The organism is Georgenia wangjunii, from assembly GCF_036421975.1.
Taxonomy (GTDB): domain Bacteria; phylum Actinomycetota; class Actinomycetes; order Actinomycetales; family Actinomycetaceae; genus Georgenia_A; species Georgenia_A wangjunii.
In genome coordinates this window covers 243,159-269,556 of sequence record NZ_JAZGON010000001.1, presented here as the reverse complement: position 1 = coordinate 269,556, position 26,398 = coordinate 243,159, and the positions used below count along the sequence as shown (strand labels likewise).

The following is a 26,398-nucleotide window of genomic DNA, read 5'->3' as shown; positions in this document are numbered from 1 at the left end:
CGGCTCCGTGCTGGCATAGTCGCCACCTAGTGCCACCATTGCCACCATGAGCGACCCTGGTTCCTCGGCGCGTCAGCCGCGCCGCCCTGACGGACGGTTCGCTCGGCGTGAGCCGGGCTCGACGACGGAGGGTGCCAGGACGATGACGGACGAGGCGATGGAGACGGTGGACACGGACGACGAGAGTCTCGACCTCGATGTCGACGACAGCGACGTCGACGTCGATGAGAGCGACGACCTGGCCCTGCAGACCGAGGGGCTGAGCGCGAGCGCGTCCGAGCTCGCCGAGCAGAGCGAGACCCTCGGCGACCCGCGGACGGACCCGCTCGAGGCGGAGCTCCCCGAGGGGCGCTTCGCCGACCGTGAGCTCAGCTGGCTCGCGTTCAACGAGCGCGTCCTCGAGCAGGCGCAGGACACGAGCCAGCCCCTCCTCGAACGCGCCTGGTTCCTCGCCATCTTCGCCTCGAACCTCGACGAGTTCTTCATGGTGCGCGTCGCCGGCCTCAAGCGGCGCATCGCCACGGGCCTGGCCGTCACGGCGGCGTCCGGGCTCTCCCCGCGCCAGGTCCTCGAGGCCATCAGCGTGCGCGCCCACGAGCTCCAGGCCGAGCACGCCCGGACCTTCGCCGAGGACGTCCAGCCCGCGCTCGCGGCCGAGGGGGTGCGCCTCCTGCGGTGGGACGACCTCGCCGAGAGCGAGCAGCAGCGGCTGCACAAGTTCTTCCGCAAGCAGATCTTCCCGGTGCTCACGCCGCTCGCCGTCGACCCCGCGCACCCCTTCCCCTACATCTCGGGGCTCTCGCTCAACCTCGCCGTCGTCGTGCGCAACCCCTCGACCGGCAAGGAGCACTTCGCGCGGGTCAAGGTGCCGCCGCTGCTGCCCCGGTTCATCGCCGTCGACGCGTCGGGCCGCCCGCACCGACCGGAGGACGCCCCGGCCGAGGAGGAGGGACGCACGTCGTTCGTGCCGATCGAGGACATCATCGCCGAGCACCTCGACAACCTCTTCCCCGGCATGGAGATCGTCGAGCACCACAGCTTCCGGGTGACCCGCAACGAGGACGTCGAGGTGGAGGAGGACGACGCCGAGAACCTCCTCAAGGCTCTCGAGAAGGAGCTCGTCCGTCGGCGGTTCGGCCCGGCGGTCCGGCTCGAGCTCGCCGAGGGCATCAGCCCGCACGTGCGCCGCCTCCTCGTGCGCGAGCTCGGCGTCTCCGAGCCGGAGGTCTACGAGCTACCCGCCCCGCTCGACCTCACCGGGCTCAACGACATCCATGCGCTCGACCGCCCGGGCCTGAAGTACCCGAAGTTCGTCCCCGTGACACCGCGGGCCCTCGCCGAGGTGGAGAGCGCCACCCCGACGGACTTCTTCGCGGCGATCCGGCAGCGGGACGTGCTCCTGCACCACCCGTACGACTCGTTCTCGACGTCGGTCCAGCAGTTCCTCGCGCAGGCGGCGGCGGACCCGCAGGTCCTCGCCATCAAGCAGACCCTCTACCGCACGTCCGGGGACTCCCCGATCGTCGACGCACTCATCGACGCGGCGGAGGCGGGCAAGCAGGTGCTCGCCATCGTCGAGATCAAGGCGCGCTTCGACGAGCAGGCCAACATCACGTGGGCCCGCAAGCTCGAGCAGGCCGGCGTGCACGTCGTCTACGGCATGGTCGGCCTCAAGACGCACTGCAAGCTCTCCCTCGTCGTGCGCCAGGAGACCGACGGCCTGCGCCGCTACTGCCACATCGGCACGGGAAACTACAACCCCAAGACGGCGCGCGGGTACGAGGACCTCGGTCTGCTCACGTGCGACCCCGACGTCGGGCAGGACCTCACCCGCCTGTTCAACCAGCTCTCGGGGTACGCGCCCCGCTCGCGCTTCCGCCGGCTCCTCGTCGCGCCGCGGTCGCTGCGCGACGGCCTCATCGAGCGGATCGAGCGGGAGGTGGAGAACCACCGCCGCGGCGAGCCCGCGTGGATCAAGCTCAAGATGAACTCCATCGTCGACGAGGCGATCATCGACGCGCTGTACCGCGCGAGCCAGGCGGGCGTGCCGGTGGACCTCGTGGTCCGCGGGATCTGCGCGCTGCGTCCGGGCGTGCCGGGCCTGAGCGAGAACATCCGGGTCCGCTCCGTCCTCGGCCGCTTCCTCGAGCACGCCCGCGTCTTCGCCTTCGCCGGGGGCGGTCAGGAGCCGGAGATGTGGATCGGCAGCGCCGACCTCATGCACCGCAACCTCGACCGGCGCGTCGAGGTCCTCGTCCGCATCGTCGAGCGGGGGCAGGTGGAGTCGCTCATCGCCCTGCTCGACCTCACGATGGCGGAGACGACGGCGTCGTGGCACCTGGGCCCGGACGGAGACTGGGTGCGGCGCCACCGCGACGACGAGGGCCGCCCGCTCGACGACCTGCAGGAGATCCTCATGGCTCGTGCCCGCCGCCGAGTGGCTGCCTCGCGGTGACGGCGTCGTCCGCCCAGGTGGTCCATGCCGCAGGCACCCTGGTGTGGCGCGTCGAGGGCAAGCGGTTGCAGGTCCTGCTCGTGCACCGGCCCCGGTACGACGACTGGTCCTGGCCCAAGGGCAAGCTCGAGCCGGGGGAGTCCCTCGCCGAGTGCGCCGTGCGCGAGACGGCGGAGGAGACCGGGCTCGACGTCGTCCTCGCCCGCCCGCTGCCCGACGTGAAGTACCGGCTCTCGGACGGCCGGCGCAAGCACTGCCACTACTGGGTGGCGACCGTCGCGGACCCGGGCGCCACGGCCCTGACCGCACGCGCCGCCGTCAAGCGGGCGCCCACGACGGAGATCGACGAGACCCGCTGGGTCGACGCCCGAGAGGCGAAGAAGCTCCTCACCCGCTCCCAGGACGCCGAGCCCCTCGGAGCGCTCATCGACATGTGGGAGGACGAGCGGCTGCGGACGTGGACCATCGTCGTCGTCCGGCACGCCCGGGCCCGCAAGCGCTCCGCGTGGAAGGGGGGCGAGCTGACCCGGCCCCTCACCGGCGTCGGCGAGGCCCAGGCGCGCGCGCTCGTCCCGATCCTCGCCGCCTTCGGGACCGCCCGCGTGGTCTCCAGCCCCTGGGAGCGGTGCCTGCGCACGGTCGACGCCTACGCCCAGGCGGTCGGCCTCCCGATCGAGCCCGTGCCGGAGCTCACCGAGGACGCGCACAAGGACAAGCCCAAGCACGTCCGCCGGATCATCCAACGAGTGCTCAACGAGCGGGCGGAGCCGATGGCGCTGTGCACCCACCGCCCCGTTCTGCCGACACTCATGGACGAGATCGCCACGCGCACCCCGCACCGGATCATGGCGATGGTGCCGGAGTCGGACCCATGGCTCCGCACCGCGGAGGTGCTCATCGTCCACGTCGCCCGGCGCCCCGGGCGCAGCGCCTCGGTCGTCGCGCTCGAGAAGCACCGGGCCCCTTCCGCCGGCGAGCCGGGCGACAGGCCCACGCCCTCGTAACCCCTGGCCCGCGTGACGTCCCGAAGCGCCGGCCGCCGTCGTCCTCGCCCTCGTCGGTGCCCACCCTCGTTGGTGGTCGTGCAGAAGTGCCGCCCGGCTGTTGCCCTCCCCCCGCTCGTGGTCATGCAGAAGTGCCGGAGCGCGTTGGTCCCACGCGCTCCGGTGGAACTCGAGTGACACCCCGAGCATCTCGAGGGGGGCGGGCCGGTGACAGGAATGTGATCCAACCGACAGCAGCCGTTCATCCTGCGTTCACCAGGTGCCCCCGCGCACGTCACCCAGGCTGCCTAACGTCGACGACGGCCGGTGAGATCCCGGCCCACCGACGACAGGATGGAAACAACGTGAAGCTTGCACGCAGCCGCCGCACGGCGGGAGTTGCCGCTATGAGCGCGCTCGCGCTCACCCTCGCGGCTTGTGGGTCCGCGGCCGACGCGGACAACGAGAGCACCGGCTCCGACGAGACGTCGGCCGCCGGGGGCGAGGAGCTCTCGGGCTCCATCGCGGGATCGGGGGCCAGCTCGCAGGAGGCGGCCGTCCAGGGCTGGATCGCCGGGTTCCAGGAGCAGAACGAGGGCGTCTCGGTCACCTACGACCCCACCGGCTCCGGCACGGGCCGCGAGCAGTTCCTCAACGGCACGGTCCTGTTCGCCGGCTCGGACGCCGCGATGGACGCCGAGGAGCTCGAGGCGGGCACCGAGCGCTGCTACGGCGGCGAGGTCATCGAGCTGCCGCTGTACATCAGCCCGATCGCCGTCATCTACAACCTTCCCTCGGTCGACGCCGAGCACATCAACCTCACGCCCGACGCGATCGCCGGCATCTTCAACGGCGACATCACGACGTGGAACGACCCGGCCATCACCGAGTCCAACCCCGACGTCGAGCTGCCCGACCTGCCCGTCATCCCGGTCAACCGCTCGGACGACTCCGGCACGACGGAGAACTTCACCGAGTACCTCGCCGCCGCGGCGCCCGACGCCTGGACGCACGGCCCGGTCGAGACGTGGCCGATCTCCGGCACCCAGTCCGGTGCGCAGACGTCCGGCATGATCGACGTCGTCTCCGGCGCCGAGGGCGCCATCGGTTACGCCGACGCCTCGCGCGCCGGTGACCTCGGCACCGTCGCGGTGGGCGTGGGGGACGAGTTCGTCCCGTTCTCGCCCGAGGCCGCCGCGGCGATCATCGACGCCTCCCCGGCGACCGACGACGCGACCGACCTGCGCCTGACGATCGAGCTCGCCCGTGACACGACCGAGGCCGGGACCTACCCGATCGTCCTCATCTCCTACTCCATCGCGTGCTCGCTCTACGAGACGGAGGAGGACGCCGCCAACGTGGCCGCCTACCTCACCTACGTCGCGAGCGCCGAGGGTCAGGACCGTGCGGCCTCCCCGGACGTCGCTGGCTCGGCCCCCATCTCCGACGACCTGCGCGAGCGGGTCATGGCGGCCATCGAGCAGATCGCCGTCGCCGGTTGACCAGTTAGCCTGGCGGGCGGGTCGGCGCTCCCGGACACCCGGGGGCACCGGCCCGCCTGACGCACGTCATCCTCACCGACCTCATGACGCCCGGAGGACCAGTGGCCGTAGAGGCACCACCCGCAGCCCCCGAAGGGGCCCGGCCGACGATCCGTGCGGGCCGCACGCCGGGGCGGCTCGGCAACCGCGTCTTCTCCGGCATCTCCACGGGCGCCGGCCTGCTCATCCTCGGCATCCTCGCCGCGGTCGCGGGCTTCCTCCTCATCCGTAGCTGGCCGGCGCTCGTCGCGTCCCGGGACGCGTTCGACCAGGTCGGCTTCATGCAGGACCGCAACCTGTGGGAGTACGTCGCCCCGCTCCTGTTCGGCACGATCCTCTCCTCGGCGATCGCGCTCCTCGTGGCCGTCCCGCTCAGCATCGCGATCGCCCTCTTCATCTCGCACTACGCGCCCCGCCGCCTCGCGCAGGGCCTCGGCTACCTCGTCGACCTCCTCGCGGCGATCCCCTCGGTCATCTTCGGCCTGTGGGGCATCCAGTGGCTCCAGCCGCTCCTGCACCCGCTCTTCCAGTGGCTCGCGGAGAACCTCGGGTGGGTCCCGCTCTTCAGCGAGTACCAGGCGCCCGCGCGGAACATCCTCACCGCCGGGCTCGTCCTCGCCGTCATGATCCTGCCGATCATCACGGCGACCATCCGGGAGGTCTTCCTCCAGACGCCGCGCCTGCACGAGGAGGCCTCGCTCGCGCTGGGCGCCACCCGCTGGGAGATGATCCGCCAGGCCGTGCTGCCGTTCGGGCGCTCCGGGATCATCAGCGCCGCGATGCTCGGCATGGGCCGCGCGCTCGGCGAGACGATGGCCGTCCTCATGGTGCTCTCGCCCGGGTTCGCCATCAACCTCTTCCTCCTCCAGCCCGGCCAGCACCAGTCGATCGCCGCGAACATCGCGAGCCAGTTCCCCGAGGCGAGCGGGATGGGCGTGGACGTCCTCATCGCCTCCGGCCTCATCCTCTTCGTCCTCACCTTCGGCGTGAACCTGCTGGCCCGCTGGATCATCGCCCGCCGCGCCGAGTTCTCGGGAGCGAACTGATGACCACGACCTCCGCCACGCTCGGCACGGGCACGCGCCGCCTGCCCCGGTGGGTCCCCTGGGCCACCATCGCCGCCTCGCTCGTCGTGGCCGCGGCGATCCAGCTCCTCGGTGACGGACCCACCCTCGCCGGCGTCGTCTTCATCGGGGCGCTCGTCTACGCGGTCGCGATCACAGCGGTCGCGTGGCAGGTCGAGGGCCCGCGCTGGGCCAAGGACCGGCTCGCGACGACGCTCGTCTGCCTGGCGTTCATCCTCGCCATGGTGCCGCTCGTCTCCCTCATCTGGACCGTCGTCGGTGACGGCGCGCTGCGGTTCGGGTGGGACTTCCTCACGACGGACATGGTCGGCGTCTTCGGCCAGATGACCGAGGGTGGGGCGTACCACGCCATCGTCGGCACGCTCTACGTCACCGGCATCGCCAGCCTCGTCTCGATCCCGCTCGGCATCTTCACCGCGATCTACCTCGTCGAGTACGGCCGTGGCCGGCTGGCCAAAGGCATCACCGTGCTCGTCGACGTCATGACGGGCATCCCCTCGATCGTCGCCGGCCTCTTCGCGTTCTCGGTGTTCCTCACGCTCTTCGGCCCGGCGTACAAGTCGGCCCTCATCGGCGGCGTCGCGCTCGCCGTCCTCATGACGCCCGTCGTCGTCCGCTCGGTCGAGGAGATGCTCCGCCTCGTTCCCAACGAGCTGCGCGAGGCCGCCTACGCGCTCGGCGTGCCGAAGTGGCTGACGATCGTCAAGGTCGTCCTGCGCACCGCCATCGCGGGCATCACGACCGGCGTCATGATCGCCATCGCCCGGGTCATCGGCGAGACGGCGCCCCTGCTCATCACCGTGGGCATCACGAACAACACGAACTACGACGCCTTCGACGGGCGCATCGCCACCCTGCCCGTCTACGTCTACCGTCAGTACGCCCAGGGCGGTGCGAGCGCCGACCGCGCCTGGGCCGGTGCCCTCACCCTCATCATCATCGTCATGCTGCTCAACCTCGTCGCCCGCCTGGTGAGCAGGTACTTCTCACCCAAGGGCATGCACTGATGGCACCCGCCCAGCAGCCCGGACCGCTCGCCAGCCCGCGAAGGAACACCCATGTCTAAGCGCATCGACGTCAAGCACCTCAACGTCTACTACGGGGAGTTCCTCGCGGTCGAGGACGTCAACATGGTCATCGAGCCGCGAGCGGTGACCGCCCTCATCGGCCCGTCGGGCTGCGGCAAGTCGACGTTCCTGCGCACGCTCAACCGTATGCACGAGGTCATCCCCGGCGCGCGGGTCGAGGGCGAGGCCCTCATGGACGGGCAGGACCTCTACGCCCCCCAGGTGGACCCGGTGGAGGTCCGCCGCCAGGTGGGCATGGTGTTCCAGCGGCCCAACCCGTTCCCGACCATGTCGATCGCCGACAACGTCCTCGCCGGCGTGCGGCTCAACAACCGCCGGATGAGCAAGAGCGACGCCGCGGACCTCGTCGAGAGCTCGCTGCGCGGGGCGAACCTCTGGGAGGAGGTCAAGGACCGCCTCGAGCGGCCGGGGTCGTCGATCTCCGGTGGTCAGCAGCAGCGCCTGTGCATCGCGCGGGCCATCGCTGTGCAGCCGCAGGTCCTGCTCATGGACGAGCCGTGCTCGGCGCTCGACCCGATCTCGACGCTCGCGATCGAGGACCTCATCTCGGAGCTGAAGAAGGACTACACGATCGTCATCGTCACCCACAACATGCAGCAGGCCGCTCGGGTGTCGGACACGACGGGCTTCTTCAACATCGCCGGCACCGGCAAGCCCGGCAACCTCATCGAGATGGACTCGACCGAGCGGATGTTCTCCACCCCGCAGAACAAGGCGACCGAGGACTACATCTCAGGCCGCTTCGGGTGAGGTTCGCGGCTGGGCGTCGTCGCCCAGCCGCCCCTCAGGCCGTCGCGAGGATCAGAAGGCCGCGCCCTCGAGGGAGCCGGTGACGGTCTCCGGGGCGAGGAGGACGCACAGAGCCGTGCGGTCGTCCGCCTGGTCCCAGCTCGTCTCCGTGGGGTACATCGCCGTGAAGTACATCTCCGAGGACTCGTAGTCGATCCCGACGAACTTCTCGAACTCGGTGCGGCAGTGCGCCTCGGCGTCCGTCTGGACGGCGTCCATGCCCGGGTAGTCGCCGTCGTCGAAGGCGAGCTCGGCGAAGACCTCGGCGTCGTGGTCCTCGCTGCACTCGATCGTCTCGACCTCGGTGATCTCCTGCCCGCTCAGCGCCTCGCTGTCGAGGCAGTCGCCCACCTCCAGCTCCATGACGCTGTTGGTCGCGCAGGCGGCGAGCCCGAGCGTGAGGCCGCTGACGGCGAGGATGATCCCGGTACGGGTGGCGCGGAGCATGGCTGTTCCTTCGGCCCGGCCTGTGCCGGGCTGTCGAGCGGCGACGCCCGCCAGCGCGTCCCGCGCGGGGACGGCCCGCGCGACGGACGTCAGCGCAAAGATGAGTGTGAGACGACGTCGGGCCGCGAAGCGCCAGTCGGCGCGAAGGCCGCTCGTGGCGGCTTGTGTTGGAGCCCGGGGCTTCCACGACCCGACGTCGCTCACCCACCCTACAACGGTGGGGCCGGCGCGTCGCGCGGATGTGCGGCGCGCGGAGGCGCGCCGCCCTCAGGCGCCGGAGCGGGGCCCGAGCTCGAACCGGTAGCCGACGTTGCGGACCGTCCCGATGAGCTGGTCGTGCTCGGAGCCGAGCTTGGCCCGCAGCCGCCGGACGTGGACGTCGACGGTCCGGGTGCCCCCGTAGTAGTCGTAGCCCCAGACCTCCTGGAGGAGCTGGGCGCGGGTGAAGACGCGGCCCGGGTGCTGCGCGAGGTACTTGAGGAGCTCGAACTCCTTGTACGTGAGGTCGAGGATGCGGCCGCGGACGCGCGCGGTGTACCCGCCGGCGTCGATCGACAGCTCGCCGGCCTCGACCAGGGCCGGCTCGCCCTGGGGCTCCCCGGCGCCGACCCGGTCGGTGAGCAGGCGCAGGCGGGCGGCCGTCTCGGCGGGTCCCGCCGCCTCGAGGATGACGTCGTCCACGCCCCACGAGGCCGTGACGGCGGTGAGGCCGCCCTCGGTGAGCACGAGGAGGACCGGGATGCCGGTCGCCGTCGTCACCGCGAGGCGGCACAGCGTGCGCGCGCCGGCGAGGTCGCGCCGCCCGTCGACGACGATGACGTCGACGTCGGGCAGGTCGACGAGGGCCGAGGCGGTCATCGGTGCCAGGCGCGCGTGGTGGTCGAGGAGCGCAAGCGCAGGAAGCACGGCGGCGGGGCCGTGCTGCTCGGCGGTCAGGATGAGCAGTCCTGCCATTGGTGGATCTCCCCTCGGGACGGAGGTCACACTAGTGGCAGGCCGGAACCCTGTGCGGAGTTGTTCGCGACAGATGCCGGGCGTCCCCCGCGCGCGGGACGCATCTGCGAGAATCGAGCAGTGCCCCACCACCTCTCCGCCCACCGCGTGCTGCCGTGATGGGTAGCTCGACCCGCGGGGTGGTGACCGCCGCGCTCAGCGCGGTGCTCGCGCTCGCGGCGGCGTTCTCGCACCCGCTGCTCGTCGTCGTCGTCGCGCTGGCGGTGCTCGGCTTCGCCGCCGGCTGGCCGCGCCTCGTGGGGCTCCCGACGTACCGCGGCTCGAGCGCGGTCATCGCGGTCTCCGGGCTCGCCGCCTGCGCCGTGGTCGAGCTGACGACGAGCATGCGGGACGTGGCGGTCGTGCTCGCCCTCTCCGTCATCGCCGCGTTCGTCCACCAGATGCTCCGCCGCGACGGCCGCCCGCGCCTGGTGGAGTCGGTGGCGGGAGTCGTGACCGGTGCCGTCATCGTCGCCTCGGCCACCGGCTGGATGGCGATCGGGGAGTCGCGGCTCGCGGTCGCCGTCGTCGTCACCGCCGCGGCGGCCGTCGCCGTCGGGGCCGCGTGCACCGCGATCCCGCTCGGCCCTCGCACCGTCGCCGCCGCCGCGATCGGGCTCGCCAGCATCGCGGGCCTCGCCACCGGCTACCTCCTCACGGACGTCGGCCCGCTCGTCGGGCTGCTCGCCGGGCTCGTGGCCGGGGTCCTCACGTGGGCGGTCCACACGCTCTTCGGCCGGTTCCCGGCGGCCGAGCGGGTCCTCCCGGCCGTGGCAGCGGCGATGCTCCCGCTGCTCCTGGCCGGTGCACCCGTCTACATCCTCGGGCGTCTGCTGACCGTCTGAGGGACCATCTGCTGGACCATCCGGCTCCGTCGCCCGCGGCGCCGCTCACGTGCCCGCGCCGACGCGTGCTGTCGACTGCGCCTCCGCGGTGCCGCGTCCGGGCGCCGCCCAGGCCCGGGCGTTAGCATCGAGGGCATGCCGCTACCCCGCCGTACCTCGCACCTGGCGGTGCGCTCATGACGTTCTCGATCCCGGAGGGCCTCGCCCCCGAGCTCTACCCCCTGTCCTGGCTCGTCGGTTCGTGGCGGGGCTACGGGATGCTCGCGTACCCGACCGTGCCGGAGCAGCCGTTCGTCCACGAGATGTCCTTCGAGCACGACGGCGGGCCCTACCTGCGGTGCACGAGCACGATGTGGATGGTCGACGCCGAGCGCTCCGAGTCCGTCGCGCAGGAGACGCCGGGCGCCGCCGGCGCCGAGCTCCTCGCCCGCGCGCACGTCTGGGCCTCGGAGTCCGCGTACTGGCGGCCCGTCGCGGCCCCCGCCGACGCCCCCGAGCACGAGGGCCCCGGCCCGGCACCGACCGAGCTCGAGGTTCTCGTCGCCGACCCGTCCGGGCACCTGAGCGTCTACCTCGGCTCCGTCCGCAGCGCGCGGATCGACCTGGCGACGGACGCCGTCGTGCGCACGGCGACCGCGGCCGAGGTCGCGGCGGCGACGCGGATGTACGGCCTCGTCCACGGCGAGCTCATGTGGGCGCAGGACCTCGCGGCTTTCGGCCACGAGCTCCAGCCCTACGCCTCGGGCCGGCTCAGCCGCGTGGAGCAGGCATGAGCACCCTTCGCAGCCCGCTCCTGTCGCGCAAGGGCGCCGTCGAGGGGTCCGGGCCGGACGCGGGCGTCGCCCTCCACTACGGCGACCCGGCCCACGAGCAGCGGGCCCTCGAGCGCGGCGCCGGCGTCGTCGACCTCTCCCAGCTCGGCGTCGTCACGGTTGCCGGCGTGGACCGCATCAGCTGGCTCAACACGCTGAGCAGCCAGTACCTGCTCGACCTCGCTCCCGGTGACCCGCGCGAGCTGCTCCTCCTCGACCCGAACGGCAGGATCGAGCACGCCGCCGCCGTCCAGGACGACGGCGAGCGCGTCTGGCTCATCACCGAGGGGGACCGCGTGGCGCCGCTCGTCGCCTTCCTCGACCGGATGCGCTTCATGCTCCGCGTCGAGGTCGCCGACGCCTTCGCCGACGTCGCGGTCCTCGGCACGTGCGGCACGGCGTGGGAGTCGCTGGGGGACCTGCCCGGGTACGTCCTCACGTGGCGCGACCCGTGGCCGCGCACCGCGCCGGGCGGCACCCGCTACGGCCCGCCCGACGACGAGCACCCCGGGCGCGACCTCCACCGCGCCCTCACCCTCGTCGCCCGCGACCAGCTCGCCCCCGCCGTCGACGCCGCCGAGGCGACCGGCATGCGCCTGGCGGGGACGTGGGCGTGGGAGGCGCTGCGGGTGGAGGCGTGGCGGCCCCGGATCGGCCGCGACGTCGACGAGCGCGCCATCCCGCACGAGCTCGACTGGCTGCGCACCGCGGTCCACCTCGACAAGGGCTGCTACCGCGGCCAGGAGACCGTCGCGCGCGTGTTCAACCTCGGGCGCCCGCCGCGCCGCCTCGTCATGCTCCACCTCGACGGCTCGGACCACCTCGTGCCGGACCCGGGCACCGCCGTCGTCCACGACGGACGGCCTGCGGGGACGGTGACGAGCGTCGTGCGGCACGGTGAGATCGGGCCCGTGGCCCTCGCGCTCGTCAAGCGGTCGCTGCCGGCCGACGCCGTGCTCGACGTCGGCGGCGTCGCCGCAGCGCAGGAGGTCATCGTGCCCGCCGAGGGCGAGGCGGTCGGCCGTCCGGCGACGCGTCCCGGCCAGGAGCTGCGCCGCCAACGGCGGCCATGAGCCCCGGGCAGGCGAGCGCGGGCCGCGCCGACCTACGGCGCTGGTTCGTGCTCGCCCGCCTCCGCGCCCGGCAGGGGGCTCGCCGGGTGCGGGTCGGCCTCCTACCCATCGTTACGGCCGCGCTCGCGGCCGCGCTCGCGTGGGCCGTCGCACACGTGTGGCTCGGCCACGAGTACCCGTTCTTCGCCCCGGTCGCGGCGTGGGTGTGCCTCGGCTTCAGCGCCGACCGCCAGGTGCGGCGGGTGGCCGAGCTCGCCGTCGGTGTCAGCCTCGGCGTCGGGCTCGGGGAGCTCATCGCGCACCTCATCGGGACCGGCGCGTTCCAGGTGTTCCTCGTCATCGTCATCGCGGCGACGGTCGCCCGGTTCGTCGACCGGGGCCAGCTCCTCACCGTCCAGGCGGGCGTGCAGGGAATCGTCATCGTCGCGCTGCCGGTGGCGGTCACGGGAGGGCCGGCCGGCCGCTGGGTCGACGCCCTCATCGGCGGGGCGTTCGCCCTCGTCGTCGCGCTCGCCACGCCGCGCGACGCCCGACGGCGCACGCGGTCCCTCGCGCAGGCGAGCATGGCCGAGCTCGGAGCCATGCTCCACACGCTCGCGCAGGGCGTGCGCACGGGCGACCGCGAGCTCGTCCGCGACGCGCTCATGCAGGGGCGCGGGACACAGGCGATCCTCGACGACTGGAGCGAGGCCGCCCGCAACGCCCGCCAGGCCGCGCGGTTCTCGCCGGGAGCGCGGACCTTCCTCCCCGAGCTCAACCGGCTGCACCGGGCGAGCCTCCTCGCCGACCGGGCCATGCGCAACGCCCGCGTCGTGGCCCGGCGCGGGCTCGTCGCGGTGGAGGAGGGCGGCTACGACCGCGCCATCGCCGACGACCTCGACCGTGTCGCCCACGGCGCGGAGCTGCTCGGCGCGGCGCTCCGGTCCGACGGCGACACGCAGCCGGCGCGGGCCGAGCTCGCCGCCGTCGCGCACGTCCTCGCGCCCGAGAGCTTCCGGGTGGGCGGCTGGCGGCTGCAGACCATCGTCATCCTCCTGCGCTCGCTCACGGTCGACCTGCTCCAGGCGACCGGTCTCTCGGCGTCGGAGGCGACGGGTGAGCTTGCGGCCGACCCCGCGGCCCCCGTGGTCCCGGCGACACCCGCCGTCCTCGCTGGACCGACGCCGACGCCGACGCCGACGACGACGCCGAGGCCGACGCCGACGCCGACGACGACGCCGAGGCCGACGACCGCGGCGGAGGCGGCCGCAACGACCGTGCCGGTGACCGCGGGCAGCGGCGAGGCCCCGTCCGCTGCACCTGGGGCCCCACCCGCTGGCGGGACGGGCCCTTCCGCCCCGGTGGACCCGTCCGCCCCGGTGGACCCGCGGGGGTAGAGAACTCATCCGAGTCGTCGCCACGTCCGTCGTCGCCTCGGTGCTGTGGTGAACCCGCCCACGTCCGGGACGGACCCGCGGGTCTCCGCCGCCGGCGACGCGCAGCTGGGCGGGCACCGGACCCCCGGCGCGACGGCGGCGGGCGCGCGTGCGGCGAGTCGTTAGGCTCGGCGGGTGCTCATCGGCAACGTGCAGGTCTTCCTCTTCCTCGCCATCTCCCTCGGCGCGTTCGCGCTCGAGGTGTGGGCGCTCGTCCATGCTGCACGCCAGCCGGCCGCCGCCTTCACCTACGCGGGCAAGCGGACGAAGAACTTCTGGCTCATCCTGCTCGGTGCGGGCGCGGTGCTCGGCTTCATCGCGATCCCGCCGCCGATCGGCATCGGCCTCTTCAGCGGGTTCCTGCCGTTCTTCTTCATCATCCCGGCCGCGATCTATCTCGCCGACGTCAAGCCTGCTGTCGGCGGGTACGGCCGTCGGCGGCCGCCCGGCGGGGGCGGTTGGTGACCGCTCGCGAGCGGGGAACGGCTGGGCGGGACAGCGCCCCGGCCGTCGACCACGCCGCTGCCACCGCGCCCGCCGCTGCCACCGTGCCCGCCTCGGCGGCGCACCGTGGCGACCTGCCGGGCCCGGGCGAGCCCCTCGCCGAGGTCGTGCGGGGCGGGTTCGTCGAGTCGGTCCACCTCGGGCACCTCGTCCTGCTCGACGGCGACGGCACCGAGCTCCTGAGGCGCGGCCGCCCCGACGGGACCTTCTTCGCCCGCTCCAGCCTCAAGCCGCTCCAGGCGGTGGGCATGCTCCGCGCCGGCCTCGACCTCAGGGACGGCGAGCTCGCCCTCGCGTGCGCGAGCCACTCGGGCGAGCCGCGGCACGTCGAGGTCGCACGGGCCGTCCTCGCCGGCGCGGGCCTCGACGAGGCGTCGCTGCGCAACACCCCCGACCTGCCGCTCGGCCCGGCCGCCTCGCTCGCGTGGCAGCGAGCCGGCGGCACCGCGGCCGCCGTGACCCAGAACTGCTCCGGCAAGCACGCCGCCATGCTCGCCACCTGCGTGGCGGCCAGGTGGCCGACCGAGACCTACCTCGACCCCGAGCACCCGCTCCAGCGCGCCGTCCGCGCGGCGGTCGAGGACCTCACCGGCGAGCGGGTCGCCGTCGTGAGCGTCGACGGGTGCGGCGCGCCGCTCTTCTCGTGCTCCCTCACGGGGCTCGCGCGGGCCTTCGCCCGCATCGCGACCGCCCCGCCCGCCTCGCCCGAGGGACGGGTCGCGGCGGCGATGCGCGCCCACCCGGGCCTCGTCGGCGGAACCGGCCGCGACGTCACCCTCGCGATGGAGGCGGTCCCGGGTCTCGTCGCGAAGGACGGCGCCGAGGGGGTCTACGCGGCCGCGCTGCCCGACGGCGCGGCGCTCGCGTTCAAGGTCTCCGACGGCTCGGGCCGCGCCCGCCCGCCCGTCCTCGGTGCCGCGCTCCGGCTCGCCGGGGTGCCTGCCAGCCAGGTGGCCGGTTGGTCCGAGGTGCCCGTGCTCGGGCACGGCCACCCGGTCGGCGAGGTCCGTCCGTGGAGCAGCCCGGCGCAGGACGCGTCATGACGGCGGTGCGGGACGCGTCAGCCGGGCCCACGCTCGCGGGACGCGCCGTGACGACGATGTGGGGACTCGTCTGCCCGGCCCGCGCCGCGCGACGCGTCGTGACGACGGTGCCGCGACGCATGAGCCGAACCTACGCCGGGGACGCGTCGTGAGGACGGTGCTGCAACGCGCCAGCCGGGCCGCCGTCCGGGTGGACGGCGAGGTCGTCGGGGAGCTGACGGGCCCCGGCCTCGTCGCGCTCGTCGGCGTCACCCACAGCGACGGCGCCGCGCAGGTCGAACGCACGGCGCGCAAGATCGCCGAGCTGCGGATCCTTCGCGACGAGCGCTCGGTGCTGGAGGCGGGCGCGCCCGTCCTCGTCGTCTCCCAGTTCACCCTCTACGCCGACGTCCGGAAGGGCCGGCGACCCTCGTGGAGCGCCGCCGCGCCCGGTCCGGTGGCCGAGCCGCTCGTCGACGCCGTCGTCGCCGCCCTGCGTGAGCGCGGGGTGCAGGTCGAGACGGGACGGTTCGGTGCGGACATGGAGGTCGAGCTGACGAACGACGGCCCGGTGACGATCGTCCTCGACGTCGACTGAGTCGTGTGGCGGCGGCTGCCGCGACCGGCGTCGATCGGCGGCGGAGGCGACCGGGGTCCATCGGCGGCGGCTGGCGTCGATCGCCGCCGCCGACCGGGTCCGCGGCACCGGGACCTGTGGAGAGAGGACGACGGCGCGGGGTGCCGTCGGGCATCATCGACGCATGCGCATCGAGGTGACGCTCGGGGACATCACGGAGCAGCGGGTCGACGCCGTCGTCAATGCCGCGAACTCCTCCCTCCTCGGCGGGGGCGGTGTCGACGGTGCCATCCACCGCGCCGCCGGCTCGGCGCTCCTCGCCGAGTGCATGGAGCTGCGGCGGACCGAGCTCGTCGACGGCCTGCCCGTGGGCCAGGCGGTCCCCACGGCCGGATACGACCTCCCTGCCCGCTGGGTCATCCACACGGTCGGCCCGAACGCGCGCCGGGGCGAGACCGACCCCGAGCTCCTCGCGTCGTGCTTCACGAGCGCTCTGGCCGTGGCGACGGAGGTCGGCGCGCGCACCGTCGCCCTCCCCGCCGTCAGCGCCGGGATCTTCGGCTGGGACGTGGCCGACGTCGCGCGGATCGCCGTCCGAGCGGTGACCACGTGGACGCGCCCAGGCGTCGAGCTCGTCCGTTTCGTCCTCTTCAGCGCCCCCGCCCTCGCGGCGTTCGAGACCGAGCTGGCTCGCCAGGCGCCGCAGGCGCCGTCGTCGTAGCGTCACGCCCCTGGCGAACACGGGAGGGCAGGTGACCCCTACGCCGTTAGCATCGATGAACGCTGCCAGGCCGGGACTCCCCGGCCGCGCCGCCTGCGGAGGAGTTCCACATGTTCGAGAGATTCACCGACCGTGCCCGACGCGTGGTCGTCCTCGCCCAGGAAGAGGCGAGGATGCTCAACCACAACTACATCGGCACCGAGCACATCCTGCTCGGACTGATCCACGAGGGTGAGGGCGTGGCCGCCAAGGCCATGGAGTCCCTCGGCATCTCCCTGGAGGCCGTCCGCCAGCAGGTCACCGAGATCATCGGTGAGGGCCAGCAGGCCCCCAGCGGGCACATCCCCTTCACCCCGCGCGCCAAGAAGGTGCTCGAGCTGTCCCTGCGCGAGGCGCTGCAGCTCGGCCACAACTACATCGGTACCGAGCACATCCTCCTCGGCCTCATCCGCGAGGGCGAGGGCGTGGCCGCCCAGGTGCTCAACAAGCTCGGCGCAGACCTCAACCGGGTGCGCCAGCAGGTCATCCAGCTCCTCTCCGGCTACCAGGGCAAGGAGCCCATCGCGGCCGGAGGCCCCGCCGAGGGCCAGCCCTCCGGCTCCGCCGTGCTCGACCAGTTCGGGCGCAACCTCACGCAGGCGGCGCGCGAGGGCAAGCTCGACCCGGTCATCGGGCGCGAGAAGGAGATCGAGCGGGTCATGCAGGTGCTCTCGCGCCGCACGAAGAACAACCCCGTCCTCATCGGTGAGCCGGGCGTCGGCAAGACCGCCGTCGTCGAGGGCCTCGCCCAGGGGATCGTGCGCGGCGACGTGCCGGAGACCCTGCGCGACAAGCAGCTCTACACCCTCGACCTCGGCTCGCTCGTGGCCGGTTCCCGCTACCGCGGTGACTTCGAGGAGCGCCTGAAGAAGGTCCTCAAGGAGATCCGCACCCGCGGCGACATCATCCTGTTCATCGACGAGATCCACACGCTCGTCGGGGCCGGGGCCGCCGAGGGCGCCATCGACGCGGCGAGCATCCTCAAGCCGATGCTCGCCCGGGGCGAGCTCCAGACGATCGGCGCGACGACGCTCGAGGAGTACCGCAAGCACATCGAGAAGGACGCGGCCCTCGAGCGGCGCTTCCAGCCGATCCAGGTCAACGAGCCCTCCCTGCCGCACACGATCGAGATCCTCAAGGGGCTGCGTGACCGGTACGAGGCGCACCACCGCGTCTCGATCAACGACGCCGCCCTCGTCGCGGCCGCGACCCTCGCGGACCGCTACGTCAACGACCGTTTCCTCCCGGACAAGGCCATCGACCTCATCGACGAGGCCGGGGCGCGCCTGCGGATCCGCCGCATGACCGCCCCGCCCGAGCTGCGTGAGCTCGACGAGCGCATCGCCGAGGTCCGCCGGGACAAGGAGTCCGCGATCGACGACCAGGACTTCGAGAAGGCCGCGCGGCTGCGCGACGACGAGAAGCAGCTCGCCACCCGCCGCACCGACCGGGAGAAGTCCTGGAAGGCCGGGGACATGGACACCGTCTCCGAGGTGGACGAGGAGCTCATCGCCGAGGTGCTGGCGATGTCCACGGGCATTCCGGTCTTCAAGCTCACCGAGGAGGAGTCCTCCAAGCTCCTCCACATGGAGGACGAGCTCCACAAGCGCATCGTCGGCCAGGAGACCGCCATCAAGGCGCTCTCCCAGGCGATCCGCCGCACGCGTGCGGGCCTCAAGGACCCCAAGCGTCCCGGTGGCTCCTTCATCTTCGCCGGCCCCACGGGCGTCGGTAAGACGGAGCTGGCCAAGGCGCTCGCCGAGTTCCTCTTCGGTGACGAGGACGCACTCATCCAGCTCGACATGAGCGAGTACTCCGAGAAGCACACCGTCTCCCGGCTCTTCGGCTCCCCCCCCGGGTACGTGGGCTACGAGGAGGGTGGCCAGCTCACCGAGAAGGTGCGCCGGCGTCCGTTCTCCGTCGTCCTCTTCGACGAGGTCGAGAAGGCGCACGCGGACATCTTCAACTCGCTGCTCCAGATCCTTGAGGACGGCCGCCTCACGGACGCCCAGGGACGCACGGTGGACTTCAAGAACACCGTCATCATCATGACGACGAACCTCGGCACGCGGGACATCGCCAAGGGCGTCATGACGGGCTTCCAGGCCGGTGGGGACCTGTCCACGAGCTACGAGCGGATGAAGAACAAGGTCAACGAGGAGCTCAAGCAGCACTTCCGCCCCGAGTTCCTCAACCGCGTGGACGACACGATCGTCTTCCCGCAGCTCTCGCAGGACGAGATCGTCAAGATCGTCGACCTCATGATCGCCCGCCTCGACTCGCGCATGCGCGACCAGGGCATGGCGATCCGGCTCACGGACGCGGCGAAGAACCTCCTCGCCGAGCGCGGGTACGACCCGGTCCTCGGCGCGCGGCCGCTGCGCCGGGCGATCCAGCGGGAGATCGAGGACCAGCTCTCCGAGAAGATCCTCTACGGCGACATCCGCGCCGGGCAGACCATCCTGGTCGACGCCCAGGGCGAGGGCCTGCTCGGTGAGTTCACGTTCGCCGGCCTCGACGAGGGCGAGATCCTCCCGCGCGAGCCGGTGGCGGTGGGCGGCTCGACGAGCGTCGAGCAGCGCCAGATGCCGACCGCACCCACGGGTGGCGGCGGCGGCGGAGGCGGTCAGCTCCAGCCCGGAGCCTGATCCGCGGGCGCAGCACCAGCACGGGGGAGGGCCCGGCAGCCGAGAGGCCGCCGGGCCCTCCTGCTTCTGTGCCGGGTGCCGGGTGCCGGGTGCCGGGTGCCGGGGGCTGGGCCAGCCCGGCCTAACGGCGCCGGATCCGGGCGATCGCGGCGGTCGTGACGATGACGACCGCAGCGGCGACGGCGGCGATCGCGACGGGCGTCGAGGGCGGCTCGCCGTTGAGGCGGCCGGCGACGATCCATGACAGGCCCCACGCCTGAGCGGCCGCGATGGCGAGGCGCCCGCGGCTCCACCACGCGAGGGCGGCGCCGACGAGGGCGAGGACGGTGATGACGGCGACGCCGGTCGGGTCGACGGGGAGGTCCACGCCCGCGTCGGCGAGGACGGCGGCGATGTTGGCCGCCGTGGCCACGCTCACCCAGCCGAGGTAGAGGCCCATCGTGCCGTCGACGACGACGGCGTCGACCGCGTTGCGCGGGCGCTCGCGCCCGAGGCGCACGATGACGAGGCAGAGCGCCGCGAGGAGGGCGAGGATGACGACGACGGTGAGGCCGACGAGCTCCGCCTGGACGGCGAGGACCCAGATCGCGTTGAGGATCATCGAGATGGCGATCCACCAGCCTGTCGCCCGCTGGCGTGGGTCCGTCCGCCGGCCGGGGAGGACCTGCCACACGGACAGGACGATGAGCCCGAGGTAGATGACGGACCAGATGGAGAACGCCGGGGCCGCGGGCGCCAGCGGCGTGGCGTCGGCCGAGAGGACGCCTCCGGCCGCCTCGGCGATCGGCGTGCCGACGAACGCGCCGGACCCGAGGAACGCCCCACCGATGGCCAGGACGGCGCTGACGAGGACGCCGACCTGGCGTGCGACGTCGCTGCGGTGGGCGGATGACGTCGAGGTGGCCATGCCGTCGATGCTGGCATCCCTCAGCAGGTTGAGCATCTTCGCGCGAGCGCGCGGGGCTCAGCCGCGGGCGTAGTGCCGGACGAAGCCGCGGAGCACGTCGTGGGAGGCGCTCACGTCCGCCGCGGCCACGCGCGCGAGGACACGCTCGACGTCCTCGGCCGGGAAGTACCCGGCGTGGCGATAGGTGCGGATCCGGGTGCTGATCGCGTCGCAGTCCATCTCCGGGTGGAACTGCGTGACGTACTGGTTGGTGCCGAGGCGGAGCATCTGGACGGGGCAGGCCGCGGAGGAGGCGAGCAGGACGGCGCCCGGGGGCAGGACCGCGCAGGCCTCCTTGTGGCCGACGTACGCCTCGAAACGGTCCGGGACCCCGGCGAGTACGGGGTCGCTCATACCCTCGGGGGTCAGCTCGATCGTCACGGCGGCCGTGTCCTCGGCGTACGTGCCGTCGACGACGCCACCGGCGTGCTGGGCGAGCGTCCCGATCCCGTAGCAGAGCCCGAGGAACGGGACGTCGTCGGCGAGGACGCCGTCGAGCACCTCCGCCAGTGCCGTCTCGACCCGCAGCTGGACGTCGCTCTTGTGCGCGGACGGTACTGACGCCGTGAACGGGCTGCCGCCGAGGATGATGCCGGAGAAGCTCTCCAGGTCCATCGGTGTGAACGGTCCCGCCTCCATGCGCACCCGCACGAGCTGGTCCTCGGTGAGCCCGGAGTGGCGAAGGATCGAGGCGTACTCGTCCTCGGCCGCGACGTCCTCGCTGCGGGAGGCGAGCAGGACGAACGGTCTCACGTGCCGTCCCTTCTCAACATGCGGCTCCACCAAGGCCCGCTTAGTGTAAAGAAAGGGATCCCGCCTGGGGATCAGCGAGTCGAACACTGGAGGTTGTATGGGTCTCGGAGACAAGATCAGCAACGCCGCCCAGGAAGCGAAGGGCAAGGTCAAGTCGACCACCGGCGAGGCCACGGACGACCGTGACCTCCAGGCCGATGGGCACAAGGACCAGGCCGGCGCGAACCTCAAGCAGGCAGGCGAGAACGTCAAGGACGCCTTCAAGTAGAGGCGCCACCACATCGAGCAGGGCCCCGCGGGAGCGATCCCGCGGGGCCCTTCGCTTGTCGGGACCTCGACTGTGACCGCGTCGTCGTCCTCGTCGCACCTTCGCGACGTGCCGGTCGAGGACTCTCTCACTTCCGGTGCAAGATCATCGTGGCGGGCGACACAGGCACGGTGCGGAGGTCTGCCGGCCCCCGCATCCAGCGGGAGGAGACGGTGTGCGCGACGACGGGTGGTTCTCCGACCTGTACCGGGAGCACTCCACCGCCGTGTACCGCTACTTCGTGCGCCGGGCCGCTGCGGAGGACGCCGAGGACCTCGCCGCCGAGGTCCTCGCCACCGCGTGGCGCCGCCGCGACGACGTCCCGGAGGGCGCCGAGCTGCCGTGGCTCTACCGCACGGCCGGCTTCGTCCTCGCGAACCACCGCCGCAAGCGCCGTCCGGTCCTCGTGGCCGAGGTGCCCGAGTCCGCGGCCGGTGACGACGACCCTGCGCTGGCCGCCGTCACCGACGACGAGGTCCGCCGCGCGCTCGCGGCGCTGAGCGAGCGCGACCGCCAGATCCTCGTCCTCCACGCGTGGGAGGGACTGACCGGCGCCGGGCTGGCCGACGTCCTCGGCATCTCGCGCGGCGGCGCGGACGCGGCGCTCTCCCGGGCGCGCGCACGCCTGGGCGCAGCCTGGGCGCCCTGAGGACCGTGCGCCCGGCCGGCGAGGCTGCGCAAGGGTGAGCCGCCGAGCCGGACGGCCGGGCGCCTCGGCACGCGCCGTGCCTGTGGCGGGCCATGTGCGCGGCGCGTGCCGGGGCGCAGGAGCCCGACCAGGGCGGGCACGCCTCGACCCGGGCGGTTCTCGGCGCTCGTGAGCCGTCCGACCCGCCGTCGTGCAAGAACCCGCCCGGCGTGGACACAGAGAGGGCACATGCGCGTCGCGTCGCGGCGCACCGAGCAAGGAGGTCGTCATGGACGGCACCACCCCACGCCCCGGTGGCGAGGACGAGGCGCTGGCCCGCCTGCGGGCCGCCGACCCGGCCGCCGGCGCCGAGCCCGACGACGCGCGCCTCGCGGCCCGCACGTCCGAGCTGCGCGCCGGTGACGGGGACGAGCTCGCGCAGCGACGCGCCGCGCGCCGGCGGCCGTGGGCGGCGGTCGCCGCCGTCGCAGCGGGGGCGCTCGTCCTCGGCGGCGCCGGGTTCGGCCTCGGGCGGGCGACGACACCGGGGGACACCCTGGCCGAGGGCAGCGCCCCGGCGATCGGCACCCCGGCGACCGGCACCGGCGCGCTCGAGCAGCAGGCCCGCACCACCGAGTCGCTCGCGGCCGCGGACATGGCCATCGCACCGGCCTTCGGGGGCCGGACGGTCTTCTCCGCGGACGGGCTCTCGGACGCCAGCGGCACGGCGCCCGCGTGGGCGCTCGACGCCGCGGGCGGCTTCACTGCCGAGACCGCGGCGCGCGCCGCCGCCGTCCTCGGTGCCGAGGGGGAGCCCGTCGAGGAGCAGGGCATGTGGCGGGTGGGCCCGCTCGACGGCAGCGCCCCCAACCTCACGCTCAGCGCTGACGGCTCACTCGGCGTCGGCTTCTCGGACCCGGCGCTCTACCCCCACCTCGACATGGGCGTCTCGGATGGCTCGGGCACGGCCGACGGCGAGCTCGAGACCCTTGAGGAGGGGGTCGCGCGGCAGGGCGCCGCGGCGGACCCCGGCCAGGACGTGCCGGACGCGGCGCCGGACCTCCCCGCCGCACCCCCGGACGAGGGCGGCGGCGTCGCTCCTGCGCCGGCCGGGTCCCCCGAGCCGGTACCGCCGGTGGACCCGGCCCCCGCCGGCACCGACGGCGCGGCGACGTCGGGCCCGGTCGACCCGGCCGGCCCGGTCCCCGAGCCGCTGCCGGTCGAGCCGGAGCCGGCGGAGCCCGCGCCCGCCGGGCCTGAGGCGGGGGACGCCGTCGGCGCCCTCCGCGCGGTCTTGGCCGAGCTCGGGCTCGACGACGCCGCCGCCGAGTACGAGACGCTGACCCCGTGGGAGGGGTCCGCCGTGACGTCCGTCGTCGCCCACCAGGTCCTCGGCGGCATGCGCACGGGGCTGACGTGGAACGCCGACGTCGTCGAGGGCGACGTCCTCAGCTTCCACGGGCCGCTCGCGCCCGTCGTCGAGCTCGGGGAGTACGACGTCGTCAGCCCCGCGCAGGCCGTCGCACGCCTCAACGACCCGCGGTTCGGTGCCATGAGCACCGGCTTCGGCATCGCGGAGATGCCGGCCGTGCGCGAGGGGTGGACGTGGGGCGACCCGCCCGAGGCGCCCCCTGCGGCCGGTGCCGCGCTCCCGTGGCGGGTCACCGAGGTGACGATCGCCGGCGCCGAGGCGACGCTCATGCCGCACACGACCGACGGCGGCGCCACGCTCCTCGTCCCGGCCTACACGCTGACCAGCGCCGACGGCGGGGAGTGGATCGTCATCGCGCTCGCCGACCACGAGCTCGCCTTCTGAGCCGATAGACCGCCGCCGGGCCCTGCGTCCGGCGGCACGAGACCGCCGCCGGGACCTGCGCCCGGGGGCTCAAGACCAGCGTCGTCCCGGGCCGGTGGAGGGCCCGCCCGGGACGACGCTTCCCTGTTCCGGGGCGGCCCCGCTCGCTACGCTGGGGGGTGTCGCGGGCTCACCGCCGAGCCCGTCGGGTGCTGGGGGCTGTCATGGCGACGTACGTCTACCGCTTCAGCGAGGGCGGCAAGGACCAGAAGGACCTCCTCGGCGGCAAGGGTGCGAACCTCGCCGAGATGACCCGGCTCGGGCTGCCGGTGCCGCCGGGCTTCACGATCACGACCGAGGCGTGCCGCGCCTACATGGCGAGCGGCCACGTGCCGCCCGAGCTGCGGGTCGAGGTCACCCTCGCGCTGCGCGAGATCGAGGACGCCCTCGGGCGCCGGCTCGGGGACGCCCGCGAGCCGCTCCTCGTCTCCGTGCGCTCGGGCGCGAAGTTCTCCATGCCGGGGATGATGGAGACGGTCCTCAACGTCGGGCTCAACGACGCCTCCGTCGACGGTCTGTCGGCCTTCTCCGGCGACGAGAGGTTCGCGTGGGACTCCTACCGCCGGCTCATCCAGATGTTCGGCAAGACCGTCCTCGACATCGACGGCGACCTCTTCGCCGGTGCCCTCGACGCCCTCAAGGCCCAGCGGGGGGCACGCACGGACGTCGAGCTGAGCGCGACGGACCTGCGGGGGCTCGTCGAGACGTTCAAGGGCATCGTCCGCGAGGAGTCCGGGCGGGACTTCCCGCAGGACCCGCGCCAGCAGCTCGACCAGGCGATCGAGGCGGTCTTCGGGTCGTGGGACACCGACCGGGCCCGGCTCTACCGGCGCCGCGAGCGGATCCCGAACGACCTCGGGACCGCCGTCAACGTCGTCGCGATGGTGTTCGGCAACCTCGGGGAGACGTCGGGCACGGGCGTGTGCTTCACCCGCGACCCCTCGACCGGCCACGCCGGCGTCTACGGCGACTACCTGTCCAACGCCCAGGGGGAGGACGTCGTCGCCGGGATCCGCAACACCCTCACCCTGGCCGACCTCGAGCGGCTCGACCCCGCCTCCTACACCGAGCTGCGCCAAGGGATGCGGCGCCTCGAGACCCACTACCGGGACCTGTGCGACATCGAGTTCACCATCGAGCGCGGCAAGCTGTGGTTCCTCCAGACCCGGGTGGGTAAGCGGACGGCCGGCGCGGCGTTCCGGGTGGCGACCCAGCTCGTCGACGAGCACCTCATCACGATGGACGAGGCGATCACCCGGGTCACCGGCGAGCAGCTCTCCAAGCTCCTCTTCCCGCAGTTCGACGCCGAGGCACCCAAGGAGCTCCTCACGCGGGCGATGGCCGCCTCACCGGGCGCGGCCGTCGGGGAGGCCGTCTTCGACAACGCGCAGGCGCTCGAGCGGACGGCTGCCGGCGCGAGCGTCGTCCTCGTCCGGCGCGAGACGAACCCCGACGACCTCGCCGGGATGATGGTCGCCGCGGGGATCCTCACCGCCCGCGGCGGGAAGACCTCCCACGCCGCCGTCGTCGCCCGCGGCATGGGCACGTGCGCCGTCGTCGGTGCCGACGCGCTCGAGGTCGACGCCGCCCGCCGAGAGGTCCGGGTCGCGGGGCGGGTGCTGCACGCCGGGGACGTCATCGCCATCGACGGGACGAGCGGGGAGGTCTTCCTCGGGGAGGTCCCCGTCGTCGACTCCCCGGTCATGACGTTCATCGCCGACGGGCTCGACGCCGGGCTGGCGGCCGCGCCGGACGAGGAGACCCGCGAGCTCGTCCGGGCGGTGCACCGGGTCCTCACCCACGCCGACGGAGTCCGCACGCTCGGCGTCCGCGCGAACGCGGACACCGCCGACGACGCCCGCCGGGCCCGCGAGCGCGGCGCCGAGGGCATCGGGTTGTGCCGCACCGAGCACATGTTCCTCGGCGAGCGCCGCGAGCTCATCGAACGGATCGTCCTCGCCGACTCCGACGACGAGCGCGAGGCCGCGCTCGCGGCCCTCCTGCCGCTCCAGCGCGCCGACTTCGTCGACGTCCTCGCCGCGATGGACGGCCTCCCCACGACCATCCGGCTCATCGACCCGCCGCTGCACGAGTTCCTGCCCGACCTCACCGAGCTCGCCGTCGCCGTCGCGCTCGACGAGGAGCGGGGCGGGGCGAGCGAGCACGACGTCGCCCTCCTCGCGGCGGTGCGGCGCATGCACGAGGCCAACCCGATGCTCGGGCTGCGGGGCGTGCGCCTCGGGCTCGTCGTGCCCGGGCTGTTCGCGCTCCAGATCCGGGCGATCGCCGAGGCGACCCTCGAGCGCCGGGCGGCCGGCGGCGACCCGCGTCCCGAGATCATGGTGCCGCTCGTCGGCTCCGTCCGGGAGCTCCAGATCGTGCGCGAGGAGGCGGTGCGGATCCTCGCCGCGGCGGGCAGGGAAGCGGGCGAGCTCCTCGACCTGCCGATCGGCTGCATGATCGAGCTGCCCCGGGCGGCGCTCACCGCGCACCGCATCGCCGAGGAGGCGGACTTCTTCTCCTTCGGGACGAACGACCTCACGCAGACGACGTGGGGGTTCTCCCGCGACGACGTCGAGGCGGCGTTCTTCGCCGACTACCTCGACAACGGCGTCCTGACGATCTCCCCGTTCGAGACGATCGACGCCGACGGCGTGGGCGCCCTCGTCCGGGTGGGCGTCACCGGTGGCCGGGCGACGAAGCCGTCCCTCCACATGGGCGTGTGCGGCGAGCACGGCGGGGACCCGGAGTCGATCCAGTTCTTCCACGAGGCCGGGCTCGACTACGTCTCGTGCTCCCCGTTCCGGGTACCGGTCGCCCGGCTCGAGGCGGGCCGCGCCGCCGTCGCCGCCCGCACGGCGGCGCGCTGAGC

General features: G+C 73.4%; 23 protein-coding genes. 19 read left to right on the top strand and 4 right to left on the bottom strand.

What is annotated here, in order from left to right; genetic code table 11:
* Positions 1-46 precede the first annotated feature (46 nt).
* The 6 genes from V2J63_RS01175 to pstB all read left to right on the top strand — a co-directional run bounded on the left by V2J63_RS01175 (position 47) and on the right by pstB (position 7,902).
* Positions 47-2,455, top strand: coding sequence for an RNA degradosome polyphosphate kinase (locus V2J63_RS01175; RefSeq protein WP_331229143.1), 2,409 nt, complete (start codon positions 47-49; stop codon positions 2,453-2,455).
* Positions 2,452-3,459, top strand: a complete 1,008-nt coding sequence (locus V2J63_RS01170; protein WP_331229142.1) for an NUDIX hydrolase — start codon at positions 2,452-2,454, stop codon at positions 3,457-3,459. The genes V2J63_RS01175 and V2J63_RS01170 overlap by 4 nt, the downstream gene beginning before the upstream one ends.
* Before the next feature lie 386 nt (positions 3,460-3,845).
* Positions 3,846-4,940 (top strand): phosphate ABC transporter substrate-binding protein PstS, encoded by a 1,095-nt coding sequence (gene pstS, locus V2J63_RS01165; RefSeq protein WP_331229141.1) that lies wholly within the window; start codon positions 3,846-3,848, stop codon positions 4,938-4,940.
* Between the two features lie 83 nt (positions 4,941-5,023).
* The gene (gene pstC, locus V2J63_RS01160) at positions 5,024-6,025 is read left to right on the top strand and encodes a phosphate ABC transporter permease subunit PstC (RefSeq protein WP_434056260.1); all 1,002 of its coding nucleotides are present in this window, start codon (positions 5,024-5,026) and stop codon (positions 6,023-6,025) included.
* Positions 6,025-7,071 (top strand): phosphate ABC transporter permease PstA, encoded by a 1,047-nt coding sequence (gene pstA / locus V2J63_RS01155; protein WP_331229140.1) that lies wholly within the window; start codon positions 6,025-6,027, stop codon positions 7,069-7,071. Before pstC ends, pstA begins: the two co-directional genes overlap by 1 nt.
* 51 nt (positions 7,072-7,122) lie before the next feature.
* Positions 7,123-7,902: a phosphate ABC transporter ATP-binding protein PstB gene (gene pstB, locus V2J63_RS01150; protein ID WP_331229139.1), complete on the top strand. Its 780-nt coding sequence runs from the start codon at positions 7,123-7,125 to the stop codon at positions 7,900-7,902.
* Between the two features lie 51 nt (positions 7,903-7,953).
* Here pstB and V2J63_RS01145 read toward each other — a convergent pair whose 3' ends face one another.
* Positions 7,954-8,388 carry a septum formation family protein gene (locus V2J63_RS01145; protein WP_331229138.1) on the bottom strand — a complete coding sequence of 145 codons (435 nt, stop codon included), beginning with the start codon at positions 8,386-8,388 and terminating at the stop codon, positions 7,954-7,956.
* Between the two features lie 267 nt (positions 8,389-8,655).
* Positions 8,656-9,342 carry a response regulator transcription factor gene (locus V2J63_RS01140; RefSeq protein ID WP_331229137.1) on the bottom strand — a complete coding sequence of 229 codons (687 nt, stop codon included), beginning with the start codon at positions 9,340-9,342 and terminating at the stop codon, positions 8,656-8,658.
* Between the two features lie 158 nt (positions 9,343-9,500).
* Between V2J63_RS01140 and V2J63_RS01135 the strand changes: the two genes are divergently transcribed.
* The 9 genes from V2J63_RS01135 to V2J63_RS01095 all read left to right on the top strand — a co-directional run bounded on the left by V2J63_RS01135 (position 9,501) and on the right by V2J63_RS01095 (position 19,037).
* A complete protein-coding gene (locus tag V2J63_RS01135) occupies positions 9,501-10,226 on the top strand; it encodes a hypothetical protein (protein ID WP_331229136.1) in 726 nt (241 codons plus the stop codon).
* 176 nt (positions 10,227-10,402) lie between these two features.
* Entirely contained in the window at positions 10,403-10,999 is a 597-nt protein-coding gene (locus V2J63_RS01130; RefSeq protein WP_331229135.1) for a heme-binding beta-barrel domain-containing protein, read from the top strand.
* Positions 10,996-12,111 carry a CAF17-like 4Fe-4S cluster assembly/insertion protein YgfZ gene (ygfZ, locus tag V2J63_RS01125; protein ID WP_331229134.1) on the top strand — a complete coding sequence of 372 codons (1,116 nt, stop codon included), beginning with the start codon at positions 10,996-10,998 and terminating at the stop codon, positions 12,109-12,111. The genes V2J63_RS01130 and ygfZ overlap by 4 nt, the downstream gene beginning before the upstream one ends.
* Positions 12,108-13,487 (top strand): FUSC family protein, encoded by a 1,380-nt coding sequence (locus V2J63_RS01120; protein WP_331229133.1) that lies wholly within the window; start codon positions 12,108-12,110, stop codon positions 13,485-13,487. The genes ygfZ and V2J63_RS01120 overlap by 4 nt, the downstream gene beginning before the upstream one ends.
* Positions 13,488-13,661: 174 nt before the next feature.
* Complete coding sequence (locus V2J63_RS01115) at positions 13,662-13,991, top strand: DUF2516 family protein (protein WP_331229132.1); 330 nt, start codon at positions 13,662-13,664, stop codon at positions 13,989-13,991.
* Positions 13,992-14,074: 83 nt separating this feature from the next.
* Positions 14,075-15,073, top strand: coding sequence for an asparaginase (locus tag V2J63_RS01110; RefSeq protein WP_434056279.1), 999 nt, complete (start codon positions 14,075-14,077; stop codon positions 15,071-15,073).
* Between the two features lie 148 nt (positions 15,074-15,221).
* On the top strand, positions 15,222-15,650 hold the full coding sequence (gene dtd, locus V2J63_RS01105; protein WP_331229131.1) for a D-aminoacyl-tRNA deacylase: 429 nt from the start codon (positions 15,222-15,224) through the stop codon (positions 15,648-15,650).
* A gap of 163 nt (positions 15,651-15,813) precedes the next feature.
* The gene (locus tag V2J63_RS01100) at positions 15,814-16,350 is read left to right on the top strand and encodes an O-acetyl-ADP-ribose deacetylase (protein WP_331229130.1); all 537 of its coding nucleotides are present in this window, start codon (positions 15,814-15,816) and stop codon (positions 16,348-16,350) included.
* Positions 16,351-16,460: 110 nt separating this feature from the next.
* Positions 16,461-19,037, top strand: coding sequence for an ATP-dependent Clp protease ATP-binding subunit (locus V2J63_RS01095; RefSeq protein ID WP_331229129.1), 2,577 nt, complete (start codon positions 16,461-16,463; stop codon positions 19,035-19,037).
* Positions 19,038-19,158: 121 nt separating this feature from the next.
* On the opposite strand, the gene V2J63_RS01090 is transcribed toward V2J63_RS01095, so the two are convergent.
* Together V2J63_RS01090 and V2J63_RS01085 are read right to left on the bottom strand one after the other, a co-directional pair.
* Positions 19,159-19,944, bottom strand: coding sequence for a TspO-related membrane protein (locus tag V2J63_RS01090; protein WP_331229128.1), 786 nt, complete (start codon positions 19,942-19,944; stop codon positions 19,159-19,161).
* 57 nt (positions 19,945-20,001) lie between these two features.
* Positions 20,002-20,736: a glutamine amidotransferase gene (locus V2J63_RS01085; protein ID WP_331229127.1), complete on the bottom strand. Its 735-nt coding sequence runs from the start codon at positions 20,734-20,736 to the stop codon at positions 20,002-20,004.
* 97 nt (positions 20,737-20,833) lie between these two features.
* Here V2J63_RS01085 and V2J63_RS01080 point away from each other — a divergent pair, with 97 nt between their 5' ends.
* The 4 genes from V2J63_RS01080 (at position 20,834) to ppdK (ending at position 26,396) form a co-directional block, all read left to right on the top strand.
* Positions 20,834-21,004: a CsbD family protein gene (locus V2J63_RS01080; protein WP_331229126.1), complete on the top strand. Its 171-nt coding sequence runs from the start codon at positions 20,834-20,836 to the stop codon at positions 21,002-21,004.
* 214 nt (positions 21,005-21,218) lie between these two features.
* Complete coding sequence (locus V2J63_RS01075) at positions 21,219-21,692, top strand: RNA polymerase sigma factor (protein WP_331229125.1); 474 nt, start codon at positions 21,219-21,221, stop codon at positions 21,690-21,692.
* 268 nt (positions 21,693-21,960) lie between these two features.
* On the top strand, positions 21,961-23,487 hold the full coding sequence (locus V2J63_RS01070) for a hypothetical protein (protein WP_331229124.1): 1,527 nt from the start codon (positions 21,961-21,963) through the stop codon (positions 23,485-23,487).
* Positions 23,488-23,690: 203 nt separating this feature from the next.
* Positions 23,691-26,396 (top strand): pyruvate, phosphate dikinase, encoded by a 2,706-nt coding sequence (ppdK, locus tag V2J63_RS01065; RefSeq protein ID WP_331229123.1) that lies wholly within the window; start codon positions 23,691-23,693, stop codon positions 26,394-26,396.
* Positions 26,397-26,398: the final 2 nt, after the last annotated feature.